This window comes from Streptococcus equinus, assembly GCF_900101445.1.
Taxonomy (GTDB): Bacteria; Bacillota; Bacilli; order Lactobacillales; family Streptococcaceae; genus Streptococcus; species Streptococcus equinus_B.
Map to the genome: position 1 here is coordinate 401,970 of NZ_FNKE01000001.1, position 25,792 is coordinate 427,761.

Sequence of the window (25,792 nt, forward strand, 5' to 3'; positions counted from 1 at the left end):
TTGTTATTAATAGTCGTTCATTCGGCTTAAAAATAAAGGGAGTTTCATATTATCATGAATAAACGCGTAAAAATCGTTGCAACACTTGGTCCTGCGGTTGAAATCCGTGGCGGTAAAAAATTCGGTGAAGACGGATATTGGGGTGAAAAACTTGATGTTGAAGCATCAGCACAAAAAATCGCTCAATTGATTAAAGAAGGTGCAAACGTCTTCCGTTTCAACTTCTCACATGGTGACCACGCAGAACAAGGTGAACGTATGGCAACTGTACGTCGTGCCGAAGAAATTGCTGGACAAAAAGTTGGTTTCCTTCTTGACACTAAAGGTCCTGAAATCCGTACTGAACTTTTTGAAGGCGAAGCTAAAGAATATTCATACAAAACTGGTGAACAAATCCGTGTTGCTACTAAACAAGGTATCAAATCAACTCGCGAAGTTATCGCTTTGAACGTTGCTGGTGCCCTTGACATCTACGATGACGTTGAAGTTGGTAAACAAGTTCTTGTTGACGATGGTAAACTTGGTCTTCGTGTTATCGCTAAAGACGATGCAACTCGTGAATTTGTTGTTGAAGTTGAAAACGATGGTATTATCGCTAAACAAAAAGGTGTAAACATTCCTTACACTAAAATCCCATTCCCAGCTCTTGCTGAACGTGATAACGCTGATATCCGTTTTGGTCTTGAACAAGGTCTTAACTTCATCGCTATCTCATTCGTACGTACTGCAAAAGACGTTGAAGAAGTTCGTGCAATCTGTGAAGAAACTGGTAACGGACACGTTCGTTTGTTCGCTAAAATCGAAAACCAACAAGGTATCGAAAACATCGACGAAATCATCGAAGCTGCTGATGGTATCATGATCGCTCGTGGTGACATGGGTATCGAAGTTCCATTTGAAATGGTTCCAGTTTACCAAAAAATGATTATCACTAAAGTTAACGCAGCTGGTAAAGCAGTTATCACAGCAACAAACATGCTTGAATCTATGACTGAAAAACCACGTGCAACTCGTTCAGAAGTATCTGACGTGTTCAACGCTGTTATCGATGGTACTGACGCAACAATGCTTTCAGGTGAATCTGCAAACGGTAAATACCCAGTTGAAGCAGTTCGTGCAATGGCTACAATCGATAAAAACGCTCAAACTCTTCTTAACGAATACGGTCGTCTTGATTCTTCATCATTCGCTCGTACTTCTAAAACAGAAGTTGTTGCTTCTGCAGTTAAAGATGCAACAAGCTCAATGGATATCAAACTTGTAGTTGCTCTTACTGAATCTGGTAATACTGCTCGTCTTATCTCTAAATACCGTCCAGATGCTGACATCTTGGCTGTAACATTCGACGAAAAAACTCAAAAATCATTGATGATTAACTGGGGTGTTATTCCAGTCGTAACTGAAAAACCTGCATCAACTGATGACATGTTTGAAGTTGCTGAAAAAGCTGCTCTTGAATCTGGATTGGTTCAATCAGGTGATAACATCGTTATCGTCGCTGGTGTTCCTGTTGGTTCAGGTGGTACAAACACAATGCGTATCCGCACTGTAAAATAATTGAATAATAAAAAAGCCTATCATATCAAGCTTTACAGCCTGTGTGATAGGGCTTTTTTTATGCTGTGGGGCATTTTGGGGGCAAATATTATCATTTTTTATTCTTTTATCTAGATAAAATTAGGCTAACTTACTTACTTTGTGTCAAAAGTCACATGCCTACTTTTTTTATGTTCAGAAACATGATATAATAGAACAAAGAATAGGAGAAATTATGGTCAAGCGCGATTTTATTCGAAACATTATTTTAGTCTTAATTGCTATTTTAGCGATATTTTTGTTGAGAATTTTTGTTTTTTCAACATTTAGAGTGCATGAAGATGCCGCTAATTCATACCTATCAAATGGTGATGTCGTAGTTGTTAATCGTAATCGAGAACCACGCTATAAAGATTTCATCGTTTACAAGAAAGATGGCATTTTTTACATTAGTCGTGTTGTCGCAACAGCTGGACAAAGTGCGACTGTAATGGATGATATTCTTTATGTTAACAACAAAGTTAAAGAAGAACCATACATTAGTAAAATAAAATCTGAATATTTGTCAACTTCAGATACTCAACAACCATTTACTTCTGATTTTTCTGTTAATACAGTTTCTAACGGTAAATATAACGAAGTGCCAAAAGGTTACTATTTAGTCTTAAATGACGATCGTCAGAACACTAATGATAGTCGTAGTTTTGGACTAATCAAGGAAAGTCAAATTCGTGGTGTTGTGACTTTCAAAGTTCTGCCACTTAATCAATTTGGATTCATTACAACAGAGTAGTTTAGCTACTCTGTTTTTTTGTTGGTTTCATTTTTCTTTTAGACCAATGAATAATTGGTATAGTATATTTTATACCAATCTTTTTATTGACAAGGTAAAAGTAAAGTTATATACTGTTGCTGTAAGGTTTTAGAAGGTCTTTATTAGACTATACCAATTCAAAAATTAAGAAAGAGATAGTAAGATTTTTCTTACTAAAGGTAAAAAAACTATGTGTGGTATTGTTGGAGTTGTTGGAAACAAAAACGCAACAGACATTTTAATGCAAGGCCTTGAAAAATTAGAATACCGTGGTTACGATTCTGCAGGAATTTATGTTACTAATGGTGCTAATCAAGGACGTTTAATTAAATCAGTTGGGCGCATTGCTGATCTTCGTGCGAAAATTGGAATTGATATGGCTGGTTATACAGGTATCGGTCATACACGTTGGGCAACTCACGGTCAACCAACTGAGTTGAATGCTCACCCACATACATCTGAAACTGGACGTTTCGTCTTGGTTCACAACGGTGTTATTGAAAACTATCTACAAATCAAAGAAACATATCTTTCAAATCACCATCTTAAAGGTGAAACTGATACTGAAATTGCGGTTCATTTAGTTGGTGAATTTGTTGAACAAGGTTTGTCAGTCCTTGAAGCTTTTAAAAAAGCGTTGAAAATCATCGAAGGTTCATATGCTTTTGCTTTGGTTGATGCTGAAGATCCTGATACTATTTATGTAGCTAAAAATAAATCACCTCTTTTGATTGGTTTGGGTGACGGATACAACATGGTATGTTCAGATGCTATGGCTATGATCCGCGAAACTAGCGAATTTATGGAAATCCACGACAAAGAATTGGTTGTTTTGACAAAAGATTCTGTTTCGGTTATGGATTATGATGGCAATGCTATCGAACGTGATTCTTACACAGCTGAACTTGACTTATCTGATATTGGTAAAGGGACTTACCCTTACTACATGTTGAAAGAAATCGACGAACAACCAACAGTTATGCGTAAGTTAATCACTGCTTACACAGATGACAATAATCAAGTCACTGTTGATCCTGAAATCATCAAAGCTGTTCAAGAAGCTGATCGCATTTACATCTTGGCTGCCGGAACATCTTACCATGCTGGTTTTGCTTCAAAATCATTCCTTGAACAAATGACTGACACACCAGTTGAACTTGGTATTGCATCTGAATGGGGCTATAACATGCCTCTATTGAGCAAAAAACCACTTTTCATCATGATTTCACAATCTGGTGAAACAGCTGATAGTCGTCAAGTTTTGGTTAAAGCAAATCAAATGGGCATTCCTAGCCTGACTATTACAAACGTTCCTGGTTCAACATTGTCACGTGAAGCAACTTACACAATGCTTTTGCATGCTGGTCCTGAAATTGCAGTGGCTTCTACAAAAGCTTATACAGCTCAAGTTGCAACATTGGCAATTCTTGCTAAAGCAGTAGGCGATGCTAATGGCAACAAAGCAGCAGCTGATTTTGATGTTGTTCACGAACTTGCTATCGTTGCACAATCTATTGAAGCAACACTTTCTGAAAAAGATACGATTGCTGAAAAAGCAGAAGCACTTCTTAAAGAAACTCGTAACGCCTTTTATATCGGTCGTGGTTCAGACTACTACGTTGCCATGGAAGCAAGTTTGAAATTAAAAGAAATTTCATACATTCAATGTGAAGGATTTGCAGCTGGTGAATTGAAACACGGTACAATTTCATTGATTGAAGAAGGTGTGCCTGTTATCGCTCTTATCTCAAGTAATCCTGTTCTTGCATCACATACACGTGGTAATATCCAAGAAGTTGAAGCACGTGGAGCAAGTGTCCTTACGATTGTTGACGAAAGCCAAGCTCGTGAAGGTGATGACATCATTGTAACAACAGTACACCCATTCTTGTCAGCTATTGCAATGGTAGTACCAGCACAATTGATTGCTTACTACGCAACACTTCAACGTGGGTTGGACGTTGATAAACCTCGTAACCTTGCGAAATCGGTTACTGTGGAATAATACTTGCCAAAATTTACTTTCTAAGGTAGAATGGATAATGTAACTTTTAACTTTATGACAGTAATAAAGTTATAGCTATTTTTTGATAAGGAGAAATGATGTCTTTACCAAATTGTCCAAAATGTAACTCTGAGTATGTTTACGAAGATGGATTAATGTTAGTTTGCCCAGAGTGCGCTTATGAATGGAACCCAGCTGATTCAGTTGAAGAAGAAGATGGCTTGGTTGTTCTTGATAGCAACGGAACTCGTCTTGCTGACGGTGACAGTGTTACTATCGTTAAAAACTTGAAAGTAAAAGGTGCACCAAAAGATCTTAAACAAGGAACTCGTGTTAAAAACATTCGTCTTGTTGAAGGTGACCACAACATTGATTGTAAAATCGATGGTTTCGGTGCAATGAAATTAAAATCAGAGTTTGTTAAAAAACTATAATGACATTGACGCTATGAGTATTGCTCGTAGCGTTTTTTTATATTTAAAATATTATTTACATAAATATAGTTATGTTATTTGGATTCATTTTTATAAGGTCAAATGATAAAATATTCTTCTTTGCTCCCCAATTGTTTGAAAATTTGATATAATACTATAATAGTAACAAATTCTTTTTAGGAGATAACATGTCATATATTTCACAAGTTCTGCCTAGCTTGTTAGATGGCGCTGCGGTAACTTTGCAAGTTTTCTGTATTGTTATTGTGCTTTCCATTCCGATTGGCGCTATCCTAGCTTTTTTGATGCAGATTAAATTTAAACCTTTGCAATGGTTGTTGACATTATATGTATGGATTATGCGTGGAACACCATTGCTATTGCAACTTATTTTCTTCTACTATGTTTTACCAAGTGTAGGAGTAGTTATGGACCGTATGCCTGCAGCCATTTTGGCATTTACCTTGAATTATGCAGCTTATTTTGCTGAAATTTTCCGTGGTGGGATTGCTGCTATTCCTAAAGGGCAATACGAAGCTGCAAAAGTTTTGAAATTAAATCAGTTGCAAACTATTCATTATATTATTTTGCCACAGGTCTTCAAGATTGTTTTGCCAAGTGTTTTCAATGAAATTATCAACCTTGTCAAGGATTCTTCACTCGTTTATGTTCTTGGTGTTGGTGACTTGTTGCTTGCAAGTAAAACAGCTGCCAACCGTGATGCAACACTTGCACCGATGTTTGTGGCGGGAGCTATTTACTTGCTTATGATTGGTATTGTTACCTTAATTTCAAAACAAACTGAGAAAAAATTTGATTATTATAAATAAGAGGTGACCAGATGTTAGAATTAAAAAATATTTCCAAACAATTTGGTCAAAAGAAGATTTTTGATCATTTTAATTTAACGATAGAAGATGGTAAAATTTTGTCTCTTGTAGGGCCTTCAGGTGGTGGTAAAACGACTTTGCTACGTATGCTTGCTGGTCTTGAAAAAATTGATTCAGGGGAAATCATCTATAATGGTGAAGTTGTTCCGATTGATCACTTAGAGACACTAAACTTGCTTGGTTTTGTTTTCCAAGATTTCCAATTGTTCCCACACTTGTCTGTTTTAGATAATTTAATTTTGTCACCTGTTAAAACAATGGGAATGACAAAAGAAGCGGCAAAAGAAAAGGCGCTTGGTCTGCTTAAACGTCTTGGTTTAGGAGAACACGCGGATGCTTATCCTTATTCATTATCAGGTGGGCAAAAGCAACGTGTTGCCCTTGCTCGTGCGATGATGATTGATCCTCAAATCATTGGTTATGATGAGCCAACGTCTGCGCTTGACCCAGAATTACGTCAAGAAGTTGAAAAATTGATTTTACAAAACCGAGAAGCTGGAATGACTCAGATTGTGGTTACCCATGATTTACAATTTGCAGAAACTATTTCAGATCACATTTTAAAAATTAATCCAAAATAACAGAAAGTCTCATTAGGTGTCTTTATGAAATTGAAAAAAGTTCTTTTAAGTGCCATGGCGCTTGTTGCGACAGTTAGTTTAGCTGCTTGCGGCTCTTCGTCTTCAAAAAAAGCTGCTAAGACAGACCAATGGAAAACTTATCAAAAAGATGGTAAGATTACGATTGGTTTTGATAACACTTTTGTACCAATGGGGTACGAAGATGAAGATGGTAAAAACGTTGGTTTTGACATCGATCTTGCCAATGCCGTCTTTGAACAGTATGGTATCAAAGTGAAATGGCAATCAATCAACTGGGATATGAAAGAAACTGAATTGAACAACGGTACGATTGATTTGATTTGGAATGGTTATTCTATCAGTGATGAACGTGCTGAAAAAGTTCTCTTTACAAATCCTTACATGGTTAATGAACAAGTGCTAGTCACTAAAAAATCTTCAGGTATCACAAGTTTTGCAGGGATGAAAGATAAAGTTCTCGGAGCGCAATCAGGTTCATCTGGTTACGATGCTTTCAATGCAAAACCAAAAGTCTTAAAAGATATTGTATCTGGTGGTGATGCGACACAGTATGAAACCTTCACACAAGCCCTTATCGACCTTAAAAACGATCGTATCGATGGTCTCTTAATTGATAAGGTTTATGCTAATTACTACCTTGAACAAGAAGGTGAGTTAGATAATTACAATATCATTGCTAGTGAATTTGACGGTGAAGATTTTGCTGTAGGTGCTAGAAAAGCAGATAAAACATTGGTTAAGAAAATCAATCAAGCTTTCCAAAAACTTTATCAAGAAGGCAAATTCCAAGAAATCTCAAACAAATGGTTTGGTGATGACGTGGCAACTGACGCCGTTAAAAAATAATTTAACAGAGTTTCAAGTAGCAATACTTGGAACTTTTTTGTTTTCATTTTTTCTTGATTATTAATGTTATCGTGCTATAATAGATATTAATTAACCAGTTAACAAAAAACTTCTAAGCACCTAAAAAACCAGGAGTATTAGTCCTGGTTTTGAGGTTAATCTTTGGATGTTGTTTGTGGAGTGATTTGGTGGAAGACAAGGGACCAATTTTCCTTGCGACGCCAGATACTGGTATGAGTCATATTATCGAGCTTATAAGTGATAAGCTTTGTTTTTTGGCTGATAGAGGTCATTTCAAAGGCTTCGATATTGCTCATGTAATGTCTTTTACGAGCCGTCATTTCAGATTTGGTATAGGAATGACCGTCAACGTCAATGAGGTAGAAGTCATCTGAGATTAATTCTTCATAATCTGGAATCTTAGCAAGAATGGTTTTTTCTGCCTTGTAAAGTTTCTTGTAGACATTATCCCAAATTTCATCTTCAGGGATTGCTCCTGGTTCAACGTGAACATCTGTATCGTAAACAGAGAATTCTTTACGAAGGAGTTCTTCGATTTGTTCAGTAACTTCGTGGCTTTCGTAAACTGATAGGTCAGGATTCATCTCAACAACAATATCAAGATAGATGTTGCTTCCGTATGAGCGACCACGTTGGGATTTTACATTTGACACTTTTGGTAATTTGAGAATGGCCTCTTTGTATTTTTGAAGTTCTTTTTGGTCAAAGCCATCTGAAAGGCTAAAGGCACTTTCAATAAAGATGTCGTAGGCTGTTTTCAAAATGAAGTAAGTAATAACGATGGCAGCCAATCTATCAATGATAACTAAGTTAAATGAAGCTGCAAGGATGGCTACAGAAGTACCGATAGAAGTGACAGCATCAGAAAGGTTATCTTTTGATGCGGCTAAGAGTGCGCTTGATTTAACACGTTGTGAGAGGCGTTTGTTGTGAAGATAAACACCATACATAATGGCTGCAGAGATGACTCCAACGACAGCACCTTCAGGATCAAGCGGTGTCATGCTACCTGAGATAATTTTTTCAATGGTTTGAAAGAGAACTTTAAAGCCAATGTAAAACATGATGAAAGAAGTAATCAAGCTGGATAAATCTTCCATTTTCCAATGACCAAAGCGGTGATCTTCATCAGCTGGTTTACTCGCCAAATGCAGTCCAATTAAAAGCACAACATTTCCGAGGATATCGGACAAGTTGTTAAAACCATCAGCGATTAATGATGATGAATTCAAAAAATAACCAGTGATTAGCTTCAATAAGGTGATGACCATGTAGGCAATAATACTAACAATTGGCCCTCGTTTTGCTAAGCGTAGGTTTTCTTCTGGTGTTGACATAAGAAATGCCTCCTTTATCAAATGAGGTTATAGTGTATCAGTAGATTATTTAAATTTGAGCTACCTTTTATTATATCACTAAAATGCGTCTATGGGCATAAGAATCAATCTAATAAGCGCTTTCTTTGAAGATAAAAATAAGAGATTAGGAAATACCTAATCTCTTGTTTTTTAGTGTGTATCGAAATAGCGTTTTGTTTCTTTGATGATAATTGGTGAAAGGGCTAGTAAGGCAATCAAGTTTGGAATTGCCATCAAACCGTTAACGATATCAGCGATAACCCAGATGGTTTCAAGGCTAATGTAACCACCAAGAGCAACCATAGCGATGAAAATGATACGGTAAACAGGAATAGCTTTAACACCAAATAGGAATTCAAAACAGCGTTCCCCGTAATATCCCCAACCAAGAATTGTGGTAAAGGCAAAGAGGATTAAACTGAATGTCAAGGCATAGACACCAAAGTTTCCAAAGACAGTTGAGAATGCTGATTGTGTCAAGGTTGCTCCGTTAAGATTGCTTGACCAACCACCAGTAACAATAATTGAAAGTCCTGTTAAGGTACAAATGATGATGGTATCAATGAAAGTACCAGTCATAGAAACAAGACCTTGTTCAACGGGTTCGTCAGTTTTCGCAGCAGCAGCAGCGATTGGTGCAGAACCAAGACCAGATTCATTTGAGAAGATACCACGTGCGATACCGGCTTGGATAGCTGTGATAACTGTTGCACCAGCGAAACCACCAGTTGCCGCTTTTCCAGTAAAGGCTGATTTAATAACCAAAGCAATACTTGGAAGAATTTGGTTACAGTGGAAAGCAAGAATTGTAATTGTTGCTAGAATATAAATGATTGCCATAAATGGAACAATTTTTTCAGCAACTTTTGAAATCGATTGAATACCACCAAAGATGATAATGCTGACAAGAACAGCCAAGACAATGCTGATGATTTTTGGTGACCAGCCAACAGTGTTGCTAAGTGAATCAGTGATTGAGTTAACTTGTGTGAAAGTCCCTGAACCAAACAAGGCAACCATTACCCCGAAAATTGAGAAGGCGATGGCCAAAGGTTTCCAGCGTTTTCCCATCCCATTAACAATGTAGTGCATTGGACCACCAGAAATTTCACCGTTTGCATCTGTTGTACGGTATTTGATGGCTAAAACACCTTCAGCGTATTTTGTAGCCATTCCAAAGAATGCGGCCATCCACATCCAAAGAAGTGCCCCTGGCCCACCAAGTTTGATGGCAGTTGCGACACCGACAATGTTACCAGTACCGACAGTTGCTGCAAGAGCAGTAGCCAGTGCGGCAAAACTTGAAATATCCCCTTTACCTTTTGCTTCAGATTTAAAGATAAGTTTTAAGGCCTTTGGTAGGCGGAAAACTTGCAATAATCCCAAGCGAGAAGACAAATAAATTCCTGTTCCAACAAGGAGAACAAGAAGAGGTGGTCCCCAGACTAGACTGTCTAAAGACGATAGAAAATTATACATAATCAAACTCCTAAGTCAGTCATAGTACTGTAATCATTGGTTAAAGGGTAAATCATCAAGTGACTCTTTATCTTTTAGCCATTAAATCAGTACTACTTATTAAAATATATTTCCCATTTTCAGAAAAAATAGAATAATTTCAACTAATTAATTATATAGAGAGAAAGGGCTTTTGTCAAATTTTCTTCTATAAAAGGGATGAAAAGTGACCACTTTTTCATGGGTGGTTTCATTTTTTTGAAAATATATTTCTGATAAGATGAGACAATTGCCTCAATAGCTTGTGATAGTATCATTTTTTAAGATGATAGTGATAGAAAACACTTACATTTCCAGATATAATACAAGAGTAAACTAAAGTATGAGGTGAGAAAAATGAAAAAACAATTTCCAAAAGATTTTTTATGGGGTGGTGCAACAGCTGCCAATCAATTTGAAGGAGCATGGAATGTAGATGGTCGAGGTCCTGCAACTTCAGACACTTCACGTGCAGTAGCACCGGAAGAGAGAAAATCAATGGGAAGTGAATTCAATAGCCCAATGACACGTGCTAAACTTGATGCTGCTTTAAATGACACAGAAGGTTTGTATCCGAAACGTTGGGGATCAGATTTTTATCACCGTTACAAAGAAGACATTGCTCTTTATGCAGAAATGGGCTTTAAGACTTTCCGTATGTCAATTGCTTGGTCACGTATTTTTCCAAATGGTGATGATGTCACTCCAAACGAAGCAGGGTTAGCCTTTTATGATAAAGTCTTTGATGAACTTAATAAATACGGCATTGAACCACTTGTGACATTATCACACTATGAATTTCCAATTCATCTAATCACAGAATATGGCGGTTGGAAGAATCGTAAAGTGATTGATTGCTTTGTGCGCTATGCTGAAACAGTCTTTAATCGCTACAAAGATAAAGTCAAATACTGGTTAACTTTTAACGAAATTAACATTATTGGTATGACAGGTTATTTGTCTGGTGGGCTTTTATTTGAAGATGGTAAATTGAATCTCCAAGACATGTACCAAGCAGCGCATCACCAATTTGTGGCATCAAGTTTAGCCACAAAAGTTGGTCATGAAATCAATCCTGACTTTAAAATTGGCTGTATGTTAGCGCGTATGCAAGCCTATCCAGCTACATGTAATCCTGATGATGTTATGGAAGAGATTAAAAAAGACCATGAAAATCTTTTCTTCTCTGATGTCCAAGTACGTGGTAAATACCCATCATATGCTAAACGTTTCTTCAAAGAAAACAATATTGAGTTAGAAATTGCTGACGGAGATCTTGAAATTCTTGAAAAATACCCTGTTGATTTCATGTCATTCTCATATTACATGAGCTCTATTGCACGTAAGCAAAAATCTGGTGAAGAAACTGCCGGAAACCTTATTCTAAGCGAACCAAATCCATATCTGGAAGCTTCTGACTGGGGCTGGCAAATTGATCCCGTTGGACTTCGTATCACTTTAAACAAGCTTTATGACCGTTACCAAGTACCGCTTATGGTTGTCGAAAATGGTCTTGGCGCTCTTGACAAGGTAGAAGAAGATGGTTCAATTCATGACCAATACCGTATTGATTATCTGGAATCTCACGTCAAACAAATGTATGAAGCGATTGAAGATGGTGTTGACTTGATGGGATACACTTGGTGGGGTTGTACAGACCTTGTTTCAGCATCAACTTCTGAAATGTCTAAACGCTACGGTTTTGTTTACGTTGATGCGGATGACCAAGGAAACGGTAGCTTTGACCGCTCACGCAAGGATTCATTCTTCTATTACAAAGATTTGATTGCGTCACGCGGTGCAAATATTTTAAACGATTAATAAGCTAAACTCGGTTGAAGACATTCAACTGAGTTAGTTTGCTTATATTGAGATTAGGGAGGAAAAGATGGTTAAAACATTTTACCTAATGCGACATGGACAAACTCGCTTTAACGTTCAAGGACGTATTCAAGGAGCTTGTGATTCTCCATTGACAGAGGAAGGGATTGAACAAGCTAAGGCAGCAAGACGGTATTTTGAGCAAGAAGGGATTACTTTCACGTGTGTCTATTCGTCAACGCAAGAGAGGGCTTGTGACACAGCTGAACTAGCGACTGGGCGAGTAGACTACATTCGCTTAAAAGGCATCAAGGAAATGGATTTTGGAGCTTATGAAGCGCATCAAGAGTATTTGAATCCGCCAGTTCACCACGAAGATGGCTCAGGCTATCGAGACTTTTTTGTACGTTATGGTGGAGAGTCAAATGTTCAGGTTTATGAGCGCATGGAGCGTACTATTCGTGAAGTTTTGGAAGATAGCAAAGAAGATGAGACTTTGTTATTTGTCAGCCACGGTGGAGCTATTATGCAGTTTTGTTTGCATGCTACGAAAAATCCGCCAACTCCTAAAAAACGTCCAGCAAACTGTGCGATTTTCAAAATAACTTATGACGGAAAAGAAATGTGTGTTCAGTCGATTTACAATCCAAGCACGCAAGAATACATTTTTGAGCGGGATTGAAATGATAAAGGTAGGCAAAGCAGCAGACTTTTCGACATTTTAATAAAATTTGCTATAATGGGAATAACTTTATTAAGGAGAATTTATTCCCCATGAAATTTGAGAAAAAACAGGTCTATTATATAGTTCTTGCTTTTGTGATATGTTACGCGATTAAAGCATATTGGGATACGGGAACATCACTTGTGGCGACGGTGATTAAAGCGAGTCAGCCATTTCTGATTGGAGCTGGTATTGCTTATATCGTAAATATCGTCATGAGCCTTTATGAGATGATTTTCACACGTTTGATTAAAAATAAATACCTTTTGAAGGTAAAACGTGCTTTCTCAATGATTTTGGCTTATTTAACCTTTATCTTATTGATTAGTTGGCTCTTTTCAATTGTTCTACCAGATTTGATTGCAAGTATTAATTCACTGTTGAAAATCGATACTAGTGGTATTGCAAACTTTATCAAAGAAGTTAATGACAATAAAGTTGTCAAAGATGTTTTGGCATATTTTGGGACATCATCAGATGTGACGACGACACTGTCAGATTATAGTCAACAGATTTTGAATCAAGTTTTGTCAGTTTTGACAAGCATTTTAACGTCAGTAAGTACCATTGCCTCAACGCTTCTGAATGTCTTTATTAGTTTGGTCTTTTCAATTTACGTGCTAGCTAGCAAAGAACAACTAGCTCGTCAATTTAATCTGTTAATTGATTCTTATCTTGGAAAATACGCTAAGACTGTCCACTATGTTTTAGATATTTTACATCAGAGATTCCATGGTTTCTTTGTCGGACAAACCTTGGAAGCAATGATTCTTGGGAGTTTAACAGCTGGTGGTATGCTTTTGTTGCATCTGCCTTATGCAGCAACTATCGGGATTCTAGTTGCTTTTACAGCTTTAATTCCGGTTGTGGGAGCTTACATTGGTTTGACGATTGGATTTATTCTGATTGCGACGCAGTCAGTCTCTCAAGCTATTTTCTTTGTGATTTACCTTGTTGTTCTTCAGCAATTTGAAGGAAATCTCATTTACCCGCGCGTGGTTGGTGGCTCAATCGGCTTACCTGGTATGTGGGTATTGATGGCTATTACCATTGGCGCAGCGCTTTGGGGCGTTTTAGGAATGCTAGTAGCTGTACCTTTAGCCGCTAGTCTTTATCAGATTATCAAGGATAATGTCGCTAAACGCCAAGAAAATCGTTTAGAATAGTGAAATAAAGAAAAAAATACCTCTAACTTACGAATAAATAAGTGGAGGTATTTTTATGTATGCAATAGAAATGAAAGCAGATGCCATGTTGCCACGCGAACGATTGAGAGATTTAGGTGCCGAGCAATTAAGTAATCAAGAATTATTGTCCATTTTACTACGAACAGGTACCAAGACAAGACCAGTTTTAGAAGTAGCTAATGATATTTTAAAACACATAGATACACTTGCTGACTTTCAGCATTTATCCTTACAAGAATTGCAAAGAATAAAAGGAATTGGCTATGTCAAATCCATTGAAATCAAAGCAATGATTGAACTATCAAAGCGCATCAGTAAAGCAGAGTATATTCAAAAAGAACGCATCATGAGTAGTGAACGCTTGGCTAGAAAGATGATGTTAGAGTTGAGCGACCAAAAGCAGGAGCATTTGGTGGCGATTTATTTGGATACTCAAAATCGCATTATCGAACAACGGACGATTTTTATTGGTTCGGTTCGTCGTTCAATCGCTGAGCCTCGCGAAATTTTATATTACGCTTGTAAAAATATGGCAACTTCGGTGATTATTGTTCACAATCACCCATCTGGTTCCCCAGCACCAAGTGAAAATGATTTACGTTTTACCGAGAAAATGAAACGAGCTTGCGATGATATTGGGATAGTTTGTCTTGATCACATTATAGTAGGCAAATACCAATATTATAGTTTTAGGGAAGAAACTGATGTATTGTAAAACTAAAAAAAGCCTGAGAGGAAAACTCTCAGACAAGAAAAAGTATTCTAATACTAAATGAACTTAGCTAAGCAAAAAGCAGTTGGATTGCAGTTTGTTATTGATTTGATTGACTCATGAAATAAAGAAGTGTCTGTAATTCACTTGTTAAGTCAACGTATTGGACGATGACACCTTTTGGAACATTTAGGTGAACGGGAGAGAAACTCAAAATACCACGGATACCAGCTTCAACCAAGATATCAGCAACTTCTTGAGCTTTTGTACTTGGAACCGTTAAGATAGCTGTTTCGATGCCAGCTTCTTGCGCGTGTTCTTTAAGTGATGAGATACCATAAACTGGAATACCATCTGATGTTTGATGCCCAACAATTTCATTATCGTCCGTATCAAAAGCCATAGCAATTTGCATCTTGTTACGATCATGGAAACGGTAGTGAAGTAATGCTCGTCCGATATTACCACATCCGACCAATAAAACATTTGTCGTTGAATGGTCGTTTAGAATATCAGCGAAGAAGTTCATTAATTTTTTGACGTCATAGCCGAAGCCACGTCTTCCTAGTTCACCAAAATAGGAAAAATCTCGGCGAACAGTTGCAGAATCGATTCCCATAGCATCTGCAATTTGTTTTGAGCTTGCTTTTTCGACGTTGTCTGTATTAAAACGTTTAAAAATACGATAATACAGCGAGAGTCGCTTAGCTGTTGCTTTAGGAATAGATTTCTCAGTAGTCACAATACCATCTCCCTTTTACTTGTTACATCTATTGTAACAAAAACTTTGTGAAATTAAAAACAAATTTTACAAAATAAACTAAAAAAACAACTCCAAAGCTAACAAGAAGTAGCTAGGGAGTTGTTTTTGTTGATTAAGCTTCTTTCTTAGTGAAAATATCACGTTCAACGAGGCTGTCCATCAAGAAATAGAATTTTTCTTGGAGGATTTTGTTATCTTCAGATTTGAAGATATTAACGAAACGAAGCCCTGATTTGTCAGTGATGCTTAGTTTGAAGCCTGTCAAATCTTTGTTGATAGTGATTTTCAATGGGAATCCGTCACCTGAATTAGGGACTTTTTCCAATAAACGCGTTAATTCGTAATTACCGATACGGTTTTGCGTAAAGGTTGTGTCACGAAGCGTATATTTTTTAATATTATCGCTAATAGCATAGCTGTAAAGACAGTCTTTTAAAGTGATTTCTTTTTCAAATGCCATCCTATTTTCCTACAATTTCTATTAATTTTTTAGCGAGTTCTTGAACTTCTTCGATAGTGTTGAGTTCTGAGAAGCTAACGCGGATTGATTCAGCCAGACGTGGTGAATCTTCACCATATAGGCTTGCCAAGACGTGACTTGGGTCGACAGTACCAGCAGTACATGCAGAACCAGTTGAAACAGCGATACCAGCTAAATCAAGACGAGTTAAGAGAATACCGTTGTTTTGGTTTGGAAAACCAATGTTGAGCACGTGAGGCATTGTGTTTTGGCTACCGTTGATGTAATAATTTAAGCCAGAAATAGCATCAAGGAAAGCTTGACGTAAGTCTTGAACATGTTTGTAATTAGCATCTTTGTTAGCGACAGCGTCTGATAAGGCTTTTGCCATACCAGCAATACCAATCATATTTTCAGTACTTGCTCTGCGTTTTTCTTCTTGTTCACCACCGTGGAGCAAATTGTCAAAGTGTTGTGGTGTTGAGTAAAGGATACCGACACCTTTTGGTCCATGGAATTTATGAGCAGAAGCTGAAAGAAAGTCAGCTTTAATCTCTTCAGGATAAACATCAATTTTTCCGATTGCTTGAACAGCATCAACGTGGAAAGCAGCTTGATGGTCTGAGAGAAGTTCGCCGATTTCTTTAACAGGAAGAAGGTCACCAGTTTCGTTGTTTGCAAACATTGTGCTGACTAAAATCGTATCATCACGAAGAGCATCAGCTACTTGTTTAGCAGAAATATGACCATCTTCAGGCTTTAGGTAAGTAACTTCAAAACCAAAACGTTTTTCCAAATACTCCATTGTATGAAGAACAGAGTGGTGTTCGATAGAAGTGGTAATGATGTGTTTACCTTTTTCTTGGTTAGCAAGAGCATAGCCTTTGATGGCTGTGTTGTTGCTTTCAGTAGCACCAGATGTAAAGATAATGCGGCGTGGGTCAGTTTTTAAAGCTGAGGCAATGGTCTGGCGGTAAGAACGCAAACGTTGGTTAGCGTGACGTCCAATCCCATGAATACTTGATGGGTTACCAAAATCGTTGACCATGATTTCTGTCATTGCATCAATAACAGAAGGTGTGAGAGGGGTAGTTGCAGCATTATCGAGATATATCATATAGTAAATTAATCCTTTTTAGCGTTATATGAGAATAATGGGCTGAGCGGAGTTTTTTCGTGGATACGAATAATCGCGTCAGCAATCAATTTGCTTGCTGAAAGGTATTTAATGTTCTTAGGCAAGCGTTCGTTAGTAGCGACTGAGTCAGTTACTAAGATTTCTTTGATAGGAGCAGCATCAAGGCTTTCTGCAGCAGCTCCAGCAAATAGACCGTGACTTGCTACAGCGTAAATTTCAGTGGCACCATCGCGTTCAACGATTTTAGCTGCTTCAGCAAATGTTTTACCAGTGTTCAAAATGTCATCGATAAGGATTGCTTTTTTACCAGCAACTTCACCAATGATGTAACCTTCTTCACGGTGTGCATCATCTTCAGCGTAGTCGATGATAGCGATTGGTGAATCAAGAGTTTGAGCCAAGCTACGAGCACGTTTGATACCAGAGTTTTTAGGGCTGACAACAACAACGTCTTCACCTTTCAAACCAAGGTCGCAGTAGTATTGAGCAAACAATGGAACAGTAAAGAGGTTATCAACTGGAACATCAAAGAAACCTTGTACTTGAACAGCGTGAAGGTCAAGAGTCAAAAGACGGTCAACACCAGCTTTAACAAGCATGTTTGCTACAAGTTTAGCTGTGATTGGTTCACGTGATGCAGCGATACGGTCTTGACGTGAGTATCCGAAGTAAGGGATAACGACATTGACAGTGTTGGCGCTGGCACGTTTACAAGCGTCTACCATAATCAAGAGTTCCCAAAGGTTGTCATTAACAGGGTAGCTAGTTGATTGGATGATGTAGATATCATCACCACGAACTGTTTCTTCGATGTTAATCATGATTTCGCCGTCTGAAAACTTGCGTGTTGACACTTTTCCAAGAGGGACTCCAACTTCGTCCGCAATTTTTTGTGCAATCTCTACGTTAGAAGAAAGAGAAAAAAGCTTGAATTGTTTGTCGGCGTAATGTTCTGCCATGATATAAATAAACTCCTTTAAAATTAATACTTATATTTTACCAAAAAAACTGAAATAATTCAGCATTTTCTAAGGAAAAAGCGTCTTTAATTTCGCTTAAGGGTTGCGCTAAAGCGAGCAACTTTGCTTTTAGCATACTTGAAATCAATGTCATGCTGAGCTAAGAAGTTGTCAAAATCTTTTTTGCCTTTTTCAGCATTTTCAACTTCTAGTTCAAGTTCATAGTCTTTAATATCAGCATATTGATTGCTATCAAGAGCCATAAGACCAATATCAGTCATTGTTTCGCGGCGTGTTGTCGTCAGACTACCAAAATTTTTAAGGCTTGATAGTTTAACACCATTTTCTTCGATAAGTTTCAAAAAATCAACTTCTGGAAATTGACCTGATTTGATGATTTCTTTTGCATCAGAAACACTCAAATCATAGTTGTATTCCAAATTACCAACTTCTTTTGGAATTTTCAGTGTGATTTCTGCGCGATTTGGCAATGTCCGAATGCGAAGAGACATGCGATGTGCTTTCATGTCAAAATTATCTGAATCGAAGTAGTAGTTCGTCTGAGTGACAGGCGTAACGTGTGAAAGTTGACTGTTCAGACGATTGAATTCGTCTTTAGTGAGTAATGTTTTGTACTCAATTTCAAGGTGTGTCATAAAATAATTTTCCTTTTTTCCTCAATTAGAAATATGGTATAATGGTTTTGTTATATTAATTCTATACAAAAGTCAATTTTTTGACAAGGATTGGTTATGTCTGCGTGACAAGCCCATCCCATTAGGAAGGAAATGTGATGGACTGGGAGAAATTTTTAGATCCTTACATACAAACTGTTGGTGAATTGAAGATTAAATTGCGTGGAATCCGCAAGCAATTTCGTAAACAAAATCGACATTCACCGATTGAGTTTGTGACTGGTCGTGTGAAATCAGTCGAGAGTATCAAGGAAAAAATGGTGCTACGCGGGATTAAACCAGAGAACATTGAACAAGATTTGCAAGATATTGCTGGTCTTCGTATCATGGTTCAGTTTGTTGATGACGTTGATGAAGTTTTGGCACTTTTGCGTAGTCGACACGATATGAAAATCGTACAAGAACGTGATTACATCACGCATATGAAAGCTAGTGGTTATCGTTCATACCATGTTATTGTGGAATATCCTGTTGATACCATTGATGGTCAAAAAACAGTTCTAGCTGAAATTCAAATTAGGACTTTAGCGATGAACTTCTGGGCAACGATTGAACATTCATTGAACTATAAATATAAAGGCGAGTTTCCTGATGAAATTAAAAAACGTTTGGAAACAACAGCAAAAATTGCCCTTGAGTTGGATGAGGAGATGCGAAAAATTCGCGAGGATATTAGGGAAGCACAGCTTTTATTTGATCCCGCAAGTCGGAAATTAAGTGATGGTGTAGGAAATAGTGATGACACAGACGAATATTACAGATAAAGTAACACGTGTTGCTATCGTAGCAAACGGGAAATATCAGAGTAGACGAGTTGCCTCAAAGCTTTTTGCGGCTTTCAAGGAAGATAAAGGATTTTATTTGTCTAAAAAAGATCCAGATATTGTCATTTCCATTGGTGGTGATGGCATGTTGTTGTCTGCTTTTCACACGTATGAAAAGATTCTTGATAAAGTCCGCTTTGTGGGAATTCATACCGGTCATCTGGGGTTTTACACCGATTACCGAGATTTTGAAGTAGAAAAGTTAATTGAGAATTTGCGAGTTGATAAGGGGCGTAAGGCATCTTATCCAGTTTTGCGAGCTAAAATCACTTTAGATGATGGTCGTGTGGTAAAAGCGCGTGCCCTTAACGAAGTAGCCATCAAACGTATTGAGAAAACAATGGTTGCTGACGTTGTCATTGATAAAGTGAAGTTAGAACGTTTTCGTGGTGATGGTATTTCGGTATCGACACCGACAGGAAGCACAGCTTACAATAAATCTTTAGGCGGAGCTATTTTGCACCCAACCATGGAAGCGATGCAGTTGACAGAGATTTCTAGTCTTAACAACCGTGTCTATCGCACCCTTGGGTCATCTGTGATTGTGCCGAAAAAAGATAAAATTGAAATCATTCCTAAACGTCAAGGCGTTTATACAGTATCAATCGATAACAAAACCATGCATTATAAAAATGTATCTAAAATTGAATATTGTATTGACAATAAAAAAATTAGTTTTGTGGCAACACCCTTCCATACAAGTTTCTGGGAGCGCGTGAGAGATGCCTTTATAGGAGAAGTAGATTCGTGAGATTTGAATTTATTGCGGACCGACGAACAAAAGTAAAAACATTTTTAAAGGGACATGATGTCTCAAAAGGCTTATTAGCCAAAGTTAAATTTAAAGGTGGTAATATTTGGGTAAATGGCGTTGAGCAAAATGCCATTTATTTATTGGACGTGGGAGATGTGGTGACGATTGAAATTCCTGATGAACAGGAACATGAAACCCTTATTCCCGTGAAACACGACCTTGATATTGCCTATGAAGATGATCATTTTTTGATTATCAATAAACCCCATGGTTATGCAAGCATTCCAAGTGTTTTGCATTCAAATACTATTGCTAATTTTGTCAAATATTACTACATGGAGCAAAATTATCCTAACAAGCAAGTTCACATCGTGACTCGACTTGATAAGGATACAAGCGGTTTGATGCTCTTTGCCAAACACGGCTATGCCCATGCTCGACTTGATAAGCAATTACAAAGTAAGACCATTGAAAAACGTTATTATGCCTTGGTTTCTGGACAAGGTGAACTAGAAGATGAGGGTGAAATCATTGCGCCGATTGCTCGAGATGAAGATAGTATTATCACACGTCGCGTGCATCCGTCTGGAAAATACGCTCACACAAGTTATCGTGTTGTGGAACGCTTTGGCGATGTGGCTTTGGTAGATATTCGACTTCACACAGGGCGAACTCACCAAATTCGTGTGCATTTTTCTCACATTGGTTTCCCGCTTTTGGGAGATGATTTGTATGGTGGCCGCATGGATCTTGGCATTACACGACAAGCGCTTCATTGCCATTATCTACGTTTTGTAGACCCTTACACAAATAAAGAGATTATCCAAAGTGCAAACTTGACAGATGACTTTGATAGCGTTATCATGAAGCTACAACAAAAATAGATGGAAGGTTAATTTTTATGGGAATTCGATCTTTATTTGGTAGCTTAAGGGAAAAAATTGTTGGTAAAAACCTCAAAATTGTTTTTCCTGAAGGAAATGATGAACGTGTTCTTCGTGCAGCCGCTCGTTTAAAATTTGAAGGTTTGATTGAACCAATTATTTTAGGAGAAGCTACGGAAGTTCGAGAATTATTGGCTAAATTCGGTTTTGCTGATCAAAACTATGTGATTATTAACCCGCAAACTTATGATAAGTTTGATGAGATGAAGGAAGCCTTTCTTGAAATCAGAAAAGGTAAAGCAACTCCTGAAGATGCTGATCGTCTATTGAAAGACGTTAATTATTTTGGTGTCATGTTGGTCAAACTTGGTTTGGCTGATGGTATGGTTTCTGGTGCGATTCACTCAACAGCAGATACTGTTCGCCCAGCTCTTCAAATCATCAAAACAAAACCAGGCATTTCCAGAACATCAGGTGTCTTCTTGATGAACCGTGAAAGCACTGATCAACGTTTTATGTTCGCAGATTGTGCTATCAATATTGATCCGAATGCTCAAGAATTATCTGAAATTGCTTTAAATACTGCTGAAACGGCAAGAATTTTTGACATTGATCCAAAGATTGCCATGCTTAGCTTTTCAACAAAAGGAAGTGCAAAAGCACCTCAAGCTGAAAAAGTTCGTGAAGCTACACAACTGGCTAAAGGACGTCAGCCTGAATTGGCTATCGATGGTGAATTGCAATTTGATGCCGCTTTTGTTCCAAGTACAGCAGAAGTAAAAGCACCAGATAGTGACGTCGCTGGACAAGCAAACGTCTTTATCTTCCCAGACCTTCAATCAGGAAACATTGGCTACAAGATTGCTCAACGTCTCGGTATGTTTGAAGCAATCGGTCCAATTCTTCAAGGATTGAACAAACCAGTCAATGATTTATCACGTGGTTCAAGTGCAGAAGATATTTATAAATTGGCTATTATCACAGCAGCTCAGGCTGTTGGTGACATGAACGAATAATAAGAAAGAATCAGTTGGCTGATAACCAACTGACTTTCTTATATACAGAAGAGTATAGAAAGAGAATGACATGACAAAAATCGCATTAGTAACAGGCGCTTCGGCAGGATTTGGAAAAGCTATTGTTAAGAAATTAGTAGCAGATGGTTACCAAGTCATTGCCAGTGCTCGTCGTTTGGAAAAATTGCAGAGCTTACAAGCAGAACTAGGTAGTGATAAGGTTTATCCTTTGCAAATGGATGTTTCTGAGCCAAAACTCATCGACCAAGCTTTAGGAAGTTTACCAGAAGCTTGGCAGCAAATTGACCTTTTAGTCAATAATGCTGGGTTGGCACTAGGCTTAGACAAGGCGTATGAGGCAGATTTTACTGACTGGATGACTATGATTAATACTAACATCATCGGTCTAACTTATCTGACACGTCAAGTCTTACCAGACATGGTTAAGCGTAATTCAGGGATGATTATTAACCTTGGGTCAACAGCAGGAACTATTCCATACCTAGGTGCCAATGTTTACGGTGCTTCAAAAGCCTTCGTCAAACAATTCTCGCTAAATTTGCGTGCTGATCTTGCCGGTACAAAAATTCGCGTGACGAATATCGAACCAGGGCTTTGCGAAGGAACAGAGTTTTCAAATGTCCGCTTCAAAGGTGACGATGAACGTGCTGAGAAACTTTACGAAGGAGCGCATGCTATTACGCCAGAAGATATCGCAAACACCGTTTCTTGGGTGGCTAGTCAGCCAGAGCATGTGAATTTCAATCGTATTGAAATGATGCCGGTATCTCAAACATACGGTGCCCAGCCTGTTTACCGTGATTAAGAATAAGCAAAAAGAGCCTTTGGGCTCTTTTTTAATCATCGAAAATAGGATTTGTGCTAGAAGGACCAGAAGTGACATCGGACCAGCCAACGATTGCTTGACCAGATTCATTTAGGTAACTTGCCAGAACAGGCTTTAAATCTTGAATAAAAGTGATAACTCCCATAAATTCACCAGAGTCATCTTTAACTGCTTGATAAGTTTGAAATAAGATGCGGTCAAATGATTCGGTAGGAATTTGAAAATGGACGGCTTGTTCTGGTGATTGTTCAAGACTGGTCCAAACCCATTGTGGTAATTCATTTTCTTCGGGTTCAGAGAAAAAAGAGCCGTCTGAACGATTATTACTATAAATCAGTTTTAAATCTTTATCATAAAAACTAGCTCGGTAAGGAATATGAGCCAATAAGTCTTTTACATTTTTCATGGTTTTAGCATAGCGATTTTGTATCAGAAATGCAAGCAAGCTGTCCGAGAGTTGTCAGCTGAAAAAGAGCAGAGGAAAGTATCAGTTTTTCGTAAGATATAACTATCGTTTTACTTGATTTCTTAGTAAAATAGAGGCATTAAAAACGAAGAGGACAGTGCTGTGAGTAAAATTATTTTTTTAGATGTTGATGGAACCTTGGTCGATTATCACAATCGTATTCCAGAATCTGCTGCGATTGCAATTCAACAAGCGCGTGATAATGGGCATAAAGTTTTTGTTTGTACAGGTCGTAGTCGTGCGGAGATGCAGCCAGAATTATGGGAGATTGGACTTGATGGCATGATTGGTGGTAATGGTTCATATGTCGAGTACAACGAAGAAGTCATCATGCACCAGATGATTTCAAAAGAAGATTCGAGAGCAATTGTTGATTGGCTACATGAACGCGGATTAGAATTCTATTTGGAGTCTAATAATGGCTTGTTTGCTTCAGAAAACTTTAAAGAAGCCGCCCGTCCAGTCATGCGAAAGTACGTTATGCAAAAAGGAAAAACAGCCGCAGAAGTGGAAAACATGGAAGCTGAAGATGCTCTTCATGGCTTGGTTTATGGTGGCGAATTGTACCGTGATGACCTAAATAAAGTCAGCTTTATTTTGAATTCTTACCAAGATCATTTGGATTCTGCTAAGGCTTTTCCAAACTTAAAAGCAGGAACTTGGGGTGGTCGAGGGGAAACGGCTTTGTTTGGCGACCTCGGCGTTAAAGACATTACCAAAGCGCATGCTATTGATGTTATCTTAGAGCATTTGCAGGCTAGTCGTGAGGATACCATTGCTTTTGGTGATGCCAAAGTGGACATTCCAATGCTTGAGTGTTGTAAGATTGGTGTTTCTATGGGAAATGGTGGCCCAGAAATTCTAGCGATGGCGGATATGGTGACTGACGATGTCGAAGAAGATGGTCTTTATAACGCCTTTGCCAAATTAGGTTTGATGGAATGAAAATGACTTGAGATAGGAATTGTCAGATTGTTTATATTTTGTTTAGATATCTGATATTTGTTGTCATTTTTTCGTATGATAGTACAAGGATAGCGTTGGATAGCATTAGTTTTTTAGAAATGATAGCGCTATAATTGTAGTCAATGAAAAGTTAAAAGGAGATTTACATGTTACACAAAACGCTAAAACCATTTCCAGATTATTTCTTGTGGGGGGCATCAACATCTGCTTACCAAGTAGAAGGTGCCTCTTTAGAAGATGGTAAAGGACCTTCATGTCAAGACGTGAAAGAATTGCCAGCAGGAACTGCAGATTTGACAGTTTCAGTTGACCATTATCATCACTACAAAGAAGATATTGCCTTGATGGCAGAAATGGGCTTTAAATCTTATCGTTTTTCAATTTCTTGGTCACGTGTTTTACCAAACGGTACTGGCGAAGTGAATCCAAAAGGAATTGAGTTTTATAACAACTTGATTGATGAATGTTTGAAATATGATATCGAACCAATCGTGACAATGTTCCACTTTGATATGCCAGCAGCTCTTGATGAACGTGGTTCTTGGTCAACACATGAATCAGTAGATTGGTTTGCGGAATACGCACGTGTTTTGTTTGAAAACTTTGGTGACCGTGTGAAATACTGGCTAACAATCAACGAACAAAATATGCTTACTTTGGTTGGTCCTGTTATCGGTACTCTTCATGTGCCAGAAGGAACAACAAACCTTACAAAAGAAATTTACCAACAAAACCACCATCAATTGGTAGCGCAAGCTAAAGCCATGCAACTTTGCCACGAAATGCTTCCAGAAGCTAAAATCGGTCCAGCACCAAACATTTCATTGGTTTATGCGGCTTCATCAAAACCAGAAGATGTTCTAGCTGCTCAAAACTTCAATGCAATTCGTAACTGGCTTTACCTTGATGCTTATATCCTAGGTGAATACAATAACCTTGTCTGGGCATACCTTGAAGAACAGGATGCTACTCCAGTGATTACTGATGAAGATCGTGCCATCATGAAAGCGGCAAAACCAGACTTTATTGGATTTAACTACTATAATACAGCAACGGTAGCTGCATCAGATGGTACAGAAAGCTTGAATCCATCAGCTGACCAACAAACAGCGCGTGGAGAAGCAGGTTTCTACCGTGGCGTTGATAATCCAAACCTTCCAAAAACTGAATTTGGTTGGGAAATTGACCCAGTCGGCTTCCGTGCAACTGTTCGTGAAATGTACAGCCGTTACCGTTTACCACTTTTGGTTACTGAAAATGGTCTTGGAGCTTACGATACTTTGACAGAAGATGGTAAAGTTCACGACCAATATCGTATCGACTATCTTCGTGCTCACATTGAACAAATTCAATTAGCGATTACAGATGGCGTTGATATGCTTGGTTACAATCCATGGTCAGCTATTGACCTTATCTCAACACACGAAGGCATTCGTAAACGTTATGGTTTCATTTACGTTGACCGTACTGATGAAGAAGTTGGCAGCCTTGAACGTTACCGCAAAGATTCATTCTTCTGGTATAAAAAAGTTATTGCAAGTAACGGACAAGATTTGTCAGACTAAAATAAGAA

Annotated in this window: 26 protein-coding genes; 18 read left to right on the forward strand and 8 right to left on the reverse strand. The window is 38.0% G+C overall.

From position 1 onward, the window contains the following. The first annotated feature begins 54 nt into the window (after positions 1-54). From pyk to BLR83_RS02085, 7 genes are all read left to right on the forward strand, one after another. Positions 55-1,557: a pyruvate kinase gene (pyk, locus tag BLR83_RS02055; RefSeq protein WP_074559980.1), complete on the forward strand. Its 1,503-nt coding sequence runs from the start codon at positions 55-57 to the stop codon at positions 1,555-1,557. 214 nt (positions 1,558-1,771) lie between these two features. Next, positions 1,772-2,329 (forward strand): signal peptidase I, encoded by a 558-nt coding sequence (gene lepB / locus BLR83_RS02060; protein WP_074559982.1) that lies wholly within the window; start codon positions 1,772-1,774, stop codon positions 2,327-2,329. 211 nt (positions 2,330-2,540) lie between these two features. Next, positions 2,541-4,355, forward strand: a complete 1,815-nt coding sequence (gene glmS, locus BLR83_RS02065) for a glutamine--fructose-6-phosphate transaminase (isomerizing) (protein WP_074559984.1) — start codon at positions 2,541-2,543, stop codon at positions 4,353-4,355. Positions 4,356-4,453: 98 nt separating this feature from the next. After that, positions 4,454-4,789 carry a zinc ribbon domain-containing protein YjdM gene (locus BLR83_RS02070; RefSeq protein ID WP_039696985.1) on the forward strand — a complete coding sequence of 112 codons (336 nt, stop codon included), beginning with the start codon at positions 4,454-4,456 and terminating at the stop codon, positions 4,787-4,789. Positions 4,790-4,977: 188 nt separating this feature from the next. Then, the gene (locus tag BLR83_RS02075; RefSeq protein ID WP_014334657.1) at positions 4,978-5,619 is read left to right on the forward strand and encodes an amino acid ABC transporter permease; all 642 of its coding nucleotides are present in this window, start codon (positions 4,978-4,980) and stop codon (positions 5,617-5,619) included. Between the two features lie 11 nt (positions 5,620-5,630). Further along, positions 5,631-6,260 carry an amino acid ABC transporter ATP-binding protein gene (locus tag BLR83_RS02080; RefSeq protein WP_074482136.1) on the forward strand — a complete coding sequence of 210 codons (630 nt, stop codon included), beginning with the start codon at positions 5,631-5,633 and terminating at the stop codon, positions 6,258-6,260. Between the two features lie 24 nt (positions 6,261-6,284). Next, entirely contained in the window at positions 6,285-7,127 is an 843-nt protein-coding gene (locus tag BLR83_RS02085; RefSeq protein ID WP_074559986.1) for an amino acid ABC transporter substrate-binding protein, read from the forward strand. A 155-nt stretch (positions 7,128-7,282) separates the two neighbouring features. Here the strand turns inward: BLR83_RS02085 and BLR83_RS02090 are convergent, their stop codons facing one another. Both BLR83_RS02090 and BLR83_RS02095 read right to left on the reverse strand, forming a co-directional pair. After that, a complete protein-coding gene (locus BLR83_RS02090) occupies positions 7,283-8,485 on the reverse strand; it encodes a cation diffusion facilitator family transporter (RefSeq protein ID WP_074559988.1) in 1,203 nt (400 codons plus the stop codon). Between the two features lie 171 nt (positions 8,486-8,656). Next, positions 8,657-9,985: an alanine/glycine:cation symporter family protein gene (locus BLR83_RS02095; protein ID WP_074559990.1), complete on the reverse strand. Its 1,329-nt coding sequence runs from the start codon at positions 9,983-9,985 to the stop codon at positions 8,657-8,659. Between the two features lie 375 nt (positions 9,986-10,360). Here BLR83_RS02095 and BLR83_RS02100 point away from each other — a divergent pair, with 375 nt between their 5' ends. The 4 genes from BLR83_RS02100 to radC all read left to right on the forward strand — a co-directional run bounded on the left by BLR83_RS02100 (position 10,361) and on the right by radC (position 14,450). Next, entirely contained in the window at positions 10,361-11,824 is a 1,464-nt protein-coding gene (locus BLR83_RS02100) for a glycoside hydrolase family 1 protein (RefSeq protein ID WP_074559992.1), read from the forward strand. 67 nt (positions 11,825-11,891) lie between these two features. Continuing rightward, positions 11,892-12,506, forward strand: coding sequence for a histidine phosphatase family protein (locus BLR83_RS02105; protein ID WP_074559994.1), 615 nt, complete (start codon positions 11,892-11,894; stop codon positions 12,504-12,506). A 92-nt stretch (positions 12,507-12,598) separates the two neighbouring features. Continuing rightward, positions 12,599-13,714 (forward strand): AI-2E family transporter, encoded by a 1,116-nt coding sequence (locus BLR83_RS02110; RefSeq protein ID WP_074559996.1) that lies wholly within the window; start codon positions 12,599-12,601, stop codon positions 13,712-13,714. A gap of 55 nt (positions 13,715-13,769) precedes the next feature. Continuing rightward, positions 13,770-14,450: a RadC family protein gene (gene radC, locus BLR83_RS02115; protein ID WP_074559997.1), complete on the forward strand. Its 681-nt coding sequence runs from the start codon at positions 13,770-13,772 to the stop codon at positions 14,448-14,450. Between the two features lie 97 nt (positions 14,451-14,547). On the opposite strand, the gene BLR83_RS02120 is transcribed toward radC, so the two are convergent. The 5 genes from BLR83_RS02120 to BLR83_RS02140 all read right to left on the reverse strand — a co-directional run bounded on the left by BLR83_RS02120 (position 14,548) and on the right by BLR83_RS02140 (position 18,423). Then, positions 14,548-15,189: a redox-sensing transcriptional repressor Rex gene (locus BLR83_RS02120; RefSeq protein ID WP_039696977.1), complete on the reverse strand. Its 642-nt coding sequence runs from the start codon at positions 15,187-15,189 to the stop codon at positions 14,548-14,550. A 133-nt stretch (positions 15,190-15,322) separates the two neighbouring features. Further along, complete coding sequence (locus tag BLR83_RS02125; RefSeq protein ID WP_039696976.1) at positions 15,323-15,670, reverse strand: DUF1831 domain-containing protein; 348 nt, start codon at positions 15,668-15,670, stop codon at positions 15,323-15,325. A 1-nt stretch (position 15,671) separates the two neighbouring features. Further along, positions 15,672-16,787, reverse strand: coding sequence for a cysteine desulfurase family protein (locus BLR83_RS02130; protein WP_074559998.1), 1,116 nt, complete (start codon positions 16,785-16,787; stop codon positions 15,672-15,674). Positions 16,788-16,795: 8 nt separating this feature from the next. Next, on the reverse strand, positions 16,796-17,767 hold the full coding sequence (locus tag BLR83_RS02135; RefSeq protein WP_074559999.1) for a ribose-phosphate diphosphokinase: 972 nt from the start codon (positions 17,765-17,767) through the stop codon (positions 16,796-16,798). Positions 17,768-17,853: 86 nt separating this feature from the next. Next, a complete protein-coding gene (locus BLR83_RS02140; RefSeq protein ID WP_074560000.1) occupies positions 17,854-18,423 on the reverse strand; it encodes a CYTH domain-containing protein in 570 nt (189 codons plus the stop codon). Positions 18,424-18,560: 137 nt separating this feature from the next. On the opposite strand from BLR83_RS02140, the gene BLR83_RS02145 reads away from it, so the two are divergent. The 5 genes from BLR83_RS02145 to BLR83_RS02165 all read left to right on the forward strand — a co-directional run bounded on the left by BLR83_RS02145 (position 18,561) and on the right by BLR83_RS02165 (position 22,766). Beyond that, a complete protein-coding gene (locus BLR83_RS02145) occupies positions 18,561-19,226 on the forward strand; it encodes a GTP diphosphokinase (RefSeq protein WP_039696973.1) in 666 nt (221 codons plus the stop codon). Further along, positions 19,201-20,037: an NAD kinase gene (locus BLR83_RS02150; RefSeq protein WP_074560001.1), complete on the forward strand. Its 837-nt coding sequence runs from the start codon at positions 19,201-19,203 to the stop codon at positions 20,035-20,037. Before BLR83_RS02145 ends, BLR83_RS02150 begins: the two co-directional genes overlap by 26 nt. Next, entirely contained in the window at positions 20,034-20,924 is an 891-nt protein-coding gene (locus BLR83_RS02155) for an RluA family pseudouridine synthase (protein ID WP_074560003.1), read from the forward strand. The genes BLR83_RS02150 and BLR83_RS02155 overlap by 4 nt, the downstream gene beginning before the upstream one ends. 17 nt (positions 20,925-20,941) lie before the next feature. Beyond that, entirely contained in the window at positions 20,942-21,940 is a 999-nt protein-coding gene (gene pta, locus BLR83_RS02160) for a phosphate acetyltransferase (protein WP_074560005.1), read from the forward strand. Between the two features lie 70 nt (positions 21,941-22,010). Continuing rightward, the gene (locus BLR83_RS02165; RefSeq protein WP_074560007.1) at positions 22,011-22,766 is read left to right on the forward strand and encodes an SDR family oxidoreductase; all 756 of its coding nucleotides are present in this window, start codon (positions 22,011-22,013) and stop codon (positions 22,764-22,766) included. Positions 22,767-22,797: 31 nt separating this feature from the next. Here BLR83_RS02165 and BLR83_RS02170 read toward each other — a convergent pair whose 3' ends face one another. Further along, on the reverse strand, positions 22,798-23,193 hold the full coding sequence (locus BLR83_RS02170) for a sodium transporter (protein WP_074560009.1): 396 nt from the start codon (positions 23,191-23,193) through the stop codon (positions 22,798-22,800). A 162-nt stretch (positions 23,194-23,355) separates the two neighbouring features. Here BLR83_RS02170 and BLR83_RS02175 point away from each other — a divergent pair, with 162 nt between their 5' ends. Then, complete coding sequence (locus tag BLR83_RS02175) at positions 23,356-24,198, forward strand: Cof-type HAD-IIB family hydrolase (RefSeq protein WP_074560011.1); 843 nt, start codon at positions 23,356-23,358, stop codon at positions 24,196-24,198. A gap of 167 nt (positions 24,199-24,365) precedes the next feature. After that, positions 24,366-25,784: a glycoside hydrolase family 1 protein gene (locus BLR83_RS02180; RefSeq protein WP_039696966.1), complete on the forward strand. Its 1,419-nt coding sequence runs from the start codon at positions 24,366-24,368 to the stop codon at positions 25,782-25,784. The last annotated feature ends 8 nt before the right edge of the window (positions 25,785-25,792 follow it).

Coding starts and splice junctions, on each gene's coding strand:
- BLR83_RS02075 (WP_014334657.1), top strand. CDS start 4,978: ATGTCATATATTTCACAAGTTCTGCCTAGCTTGTTAGATGGCGCTGCG.
- BLR83_RS02070 (WP_039696985.1), top strand. CDS start 4,454: ATGTCTTTACCAAATTGTCCAAAATGTAACTCTGAGTATGTTTACGAA.
- glmS (WP_074559984.1), top strand. CDS start 2,541: ATGTGTGGTATTGTTGGAGTTGTTGGAAACAAAAACGCAACAGACATT.
- pyk (WP_074559980.1), top strand. CDS start 55: ATGAATAAACGCGTAAAAATCGTTGCAACACTTGGTCCTGCGGTTGAA.
- BLR83_RS02135 (WP_074559999.1), bottom strand. CDS start 17,767: ATGGCAGAACATTACGCCGACAAACAATTCAAGCTTTTTTCTCTTTCT.
- BLR83_RS02145 (WP_039696973.1), top strand. CDS start 18,561: ATGGACTGGGAGAAATTTTTAGATCCTTACATACAAACTGTTGGTGAA.
- radC (WP_074559997.1), top strand. CDS start 13,770: ATGTATGCAATAGAAATGAAAGCAGATGCCATGTTGCCACGCGAACGA.
- BLR83_RS02110 (WP_074559996.1), top strand. CDS start 12,599: ATGAAATTTGAGAAAAAACAGGTCTATTATATAGTTCTTGCTTTTGTG.
- BLR83_RS02100 (WP_074559992.1), top strand. CDS start 10,361: ATGAAAAAACAATTTCCAAAAGATTTTTTATGGGGTGGTGCAACAGCT.
- BLR83_RS02130 (WP_074559998.1), bottom strand. CDS start 16,787: ATGATATATCTCGATAATGCTGCAACTACCCCTCTCACACCTTCTGTT.
- BLR83_RS02125 (WP_039696976.1), bottom strand. CDS start 15,670: ATGGCATTTGAAAAAGAAATCACTTTAAAAGACTGTCTTTACAGCTAT.
- BLR83_RS02150 (WP_074560001.1), top strand. CDS start 19,201: ATGACACAGACGAATATTACAGATAAAGTAACACGTGTTGCTATCGTA.
- BLR83_RS02105 (WP_074559994.1), top strand. CDS start 11,892: ATGGTTAAAACATTTTACCTAATGCGACATGGACAAACTCGCTTTAAC.
- BLR83_RS02085 (WP_074559986.1), top strand. CDS start 6,285: ATGAAATTGAAAAAAGTTCTTTTAAGTGCCATGGCGCTTGTTGCGACA.
- pta (WP_074560005.1), top strand. CDS start 20,942: ATGGGAATTCGATCTTTATTTGGTAGCTTAAGGGAAAAAATTGTTGGT.
- BLR83_RS02140 (WP_074560000.1), bottom strand. CDS start 18,423: ATGACACACCTTGAAATTGAGTACAAAACATTACTCACTAAAGACGAA.
- BLR83_RS02170 (WP_074560009.1), bottom strand. CDS start 23,193: ATGAAAAATGTAAAAGACTTATTGGCTCATATTCCTTACCGAGCTAGT.
- BLR83_RS02090 (WP_074559988.1), bottom strand. CDS start 8,485: ATGTCAACACCAGAAGAAAACCTACGCTTAGCAAAACGAGGGCCAATT.
- BLR83_RS02165 (WP_074560007.1), top strand. CDS start 22,011: ATGACAAAAATCGCATTAGTAACAGGCGCTTCGGCAGGATTTGGAAAA.
- BLR83_RS02080 (WP_074482136.1), top strand. CDS start 5,631: ATGTTAGAATTAAAAAATATTTCCAAACAATTTGGTCAAAAGAAGATT.
- BLR83_RS02095 (WP_074559990.1), bottom strand. CDS start 9,985: ATGTATAATTTTCTATCGTCTTTAGACAGTCTAGTCTGGGGACCACCT.
- BLR83_RS02180 (WP_039696966.1), top strand. CDS start 24,366: ATGTTACACAAAACGCTAAAACCATTTCCAGATTATTTCTTGTGGGGG.
- lepB (WP_074559982.1), top strand. CDS start 1,772: ATGGTCAAGCGCGATTTTATTCGAAACATTATTTTAGTCTTAATTGCT.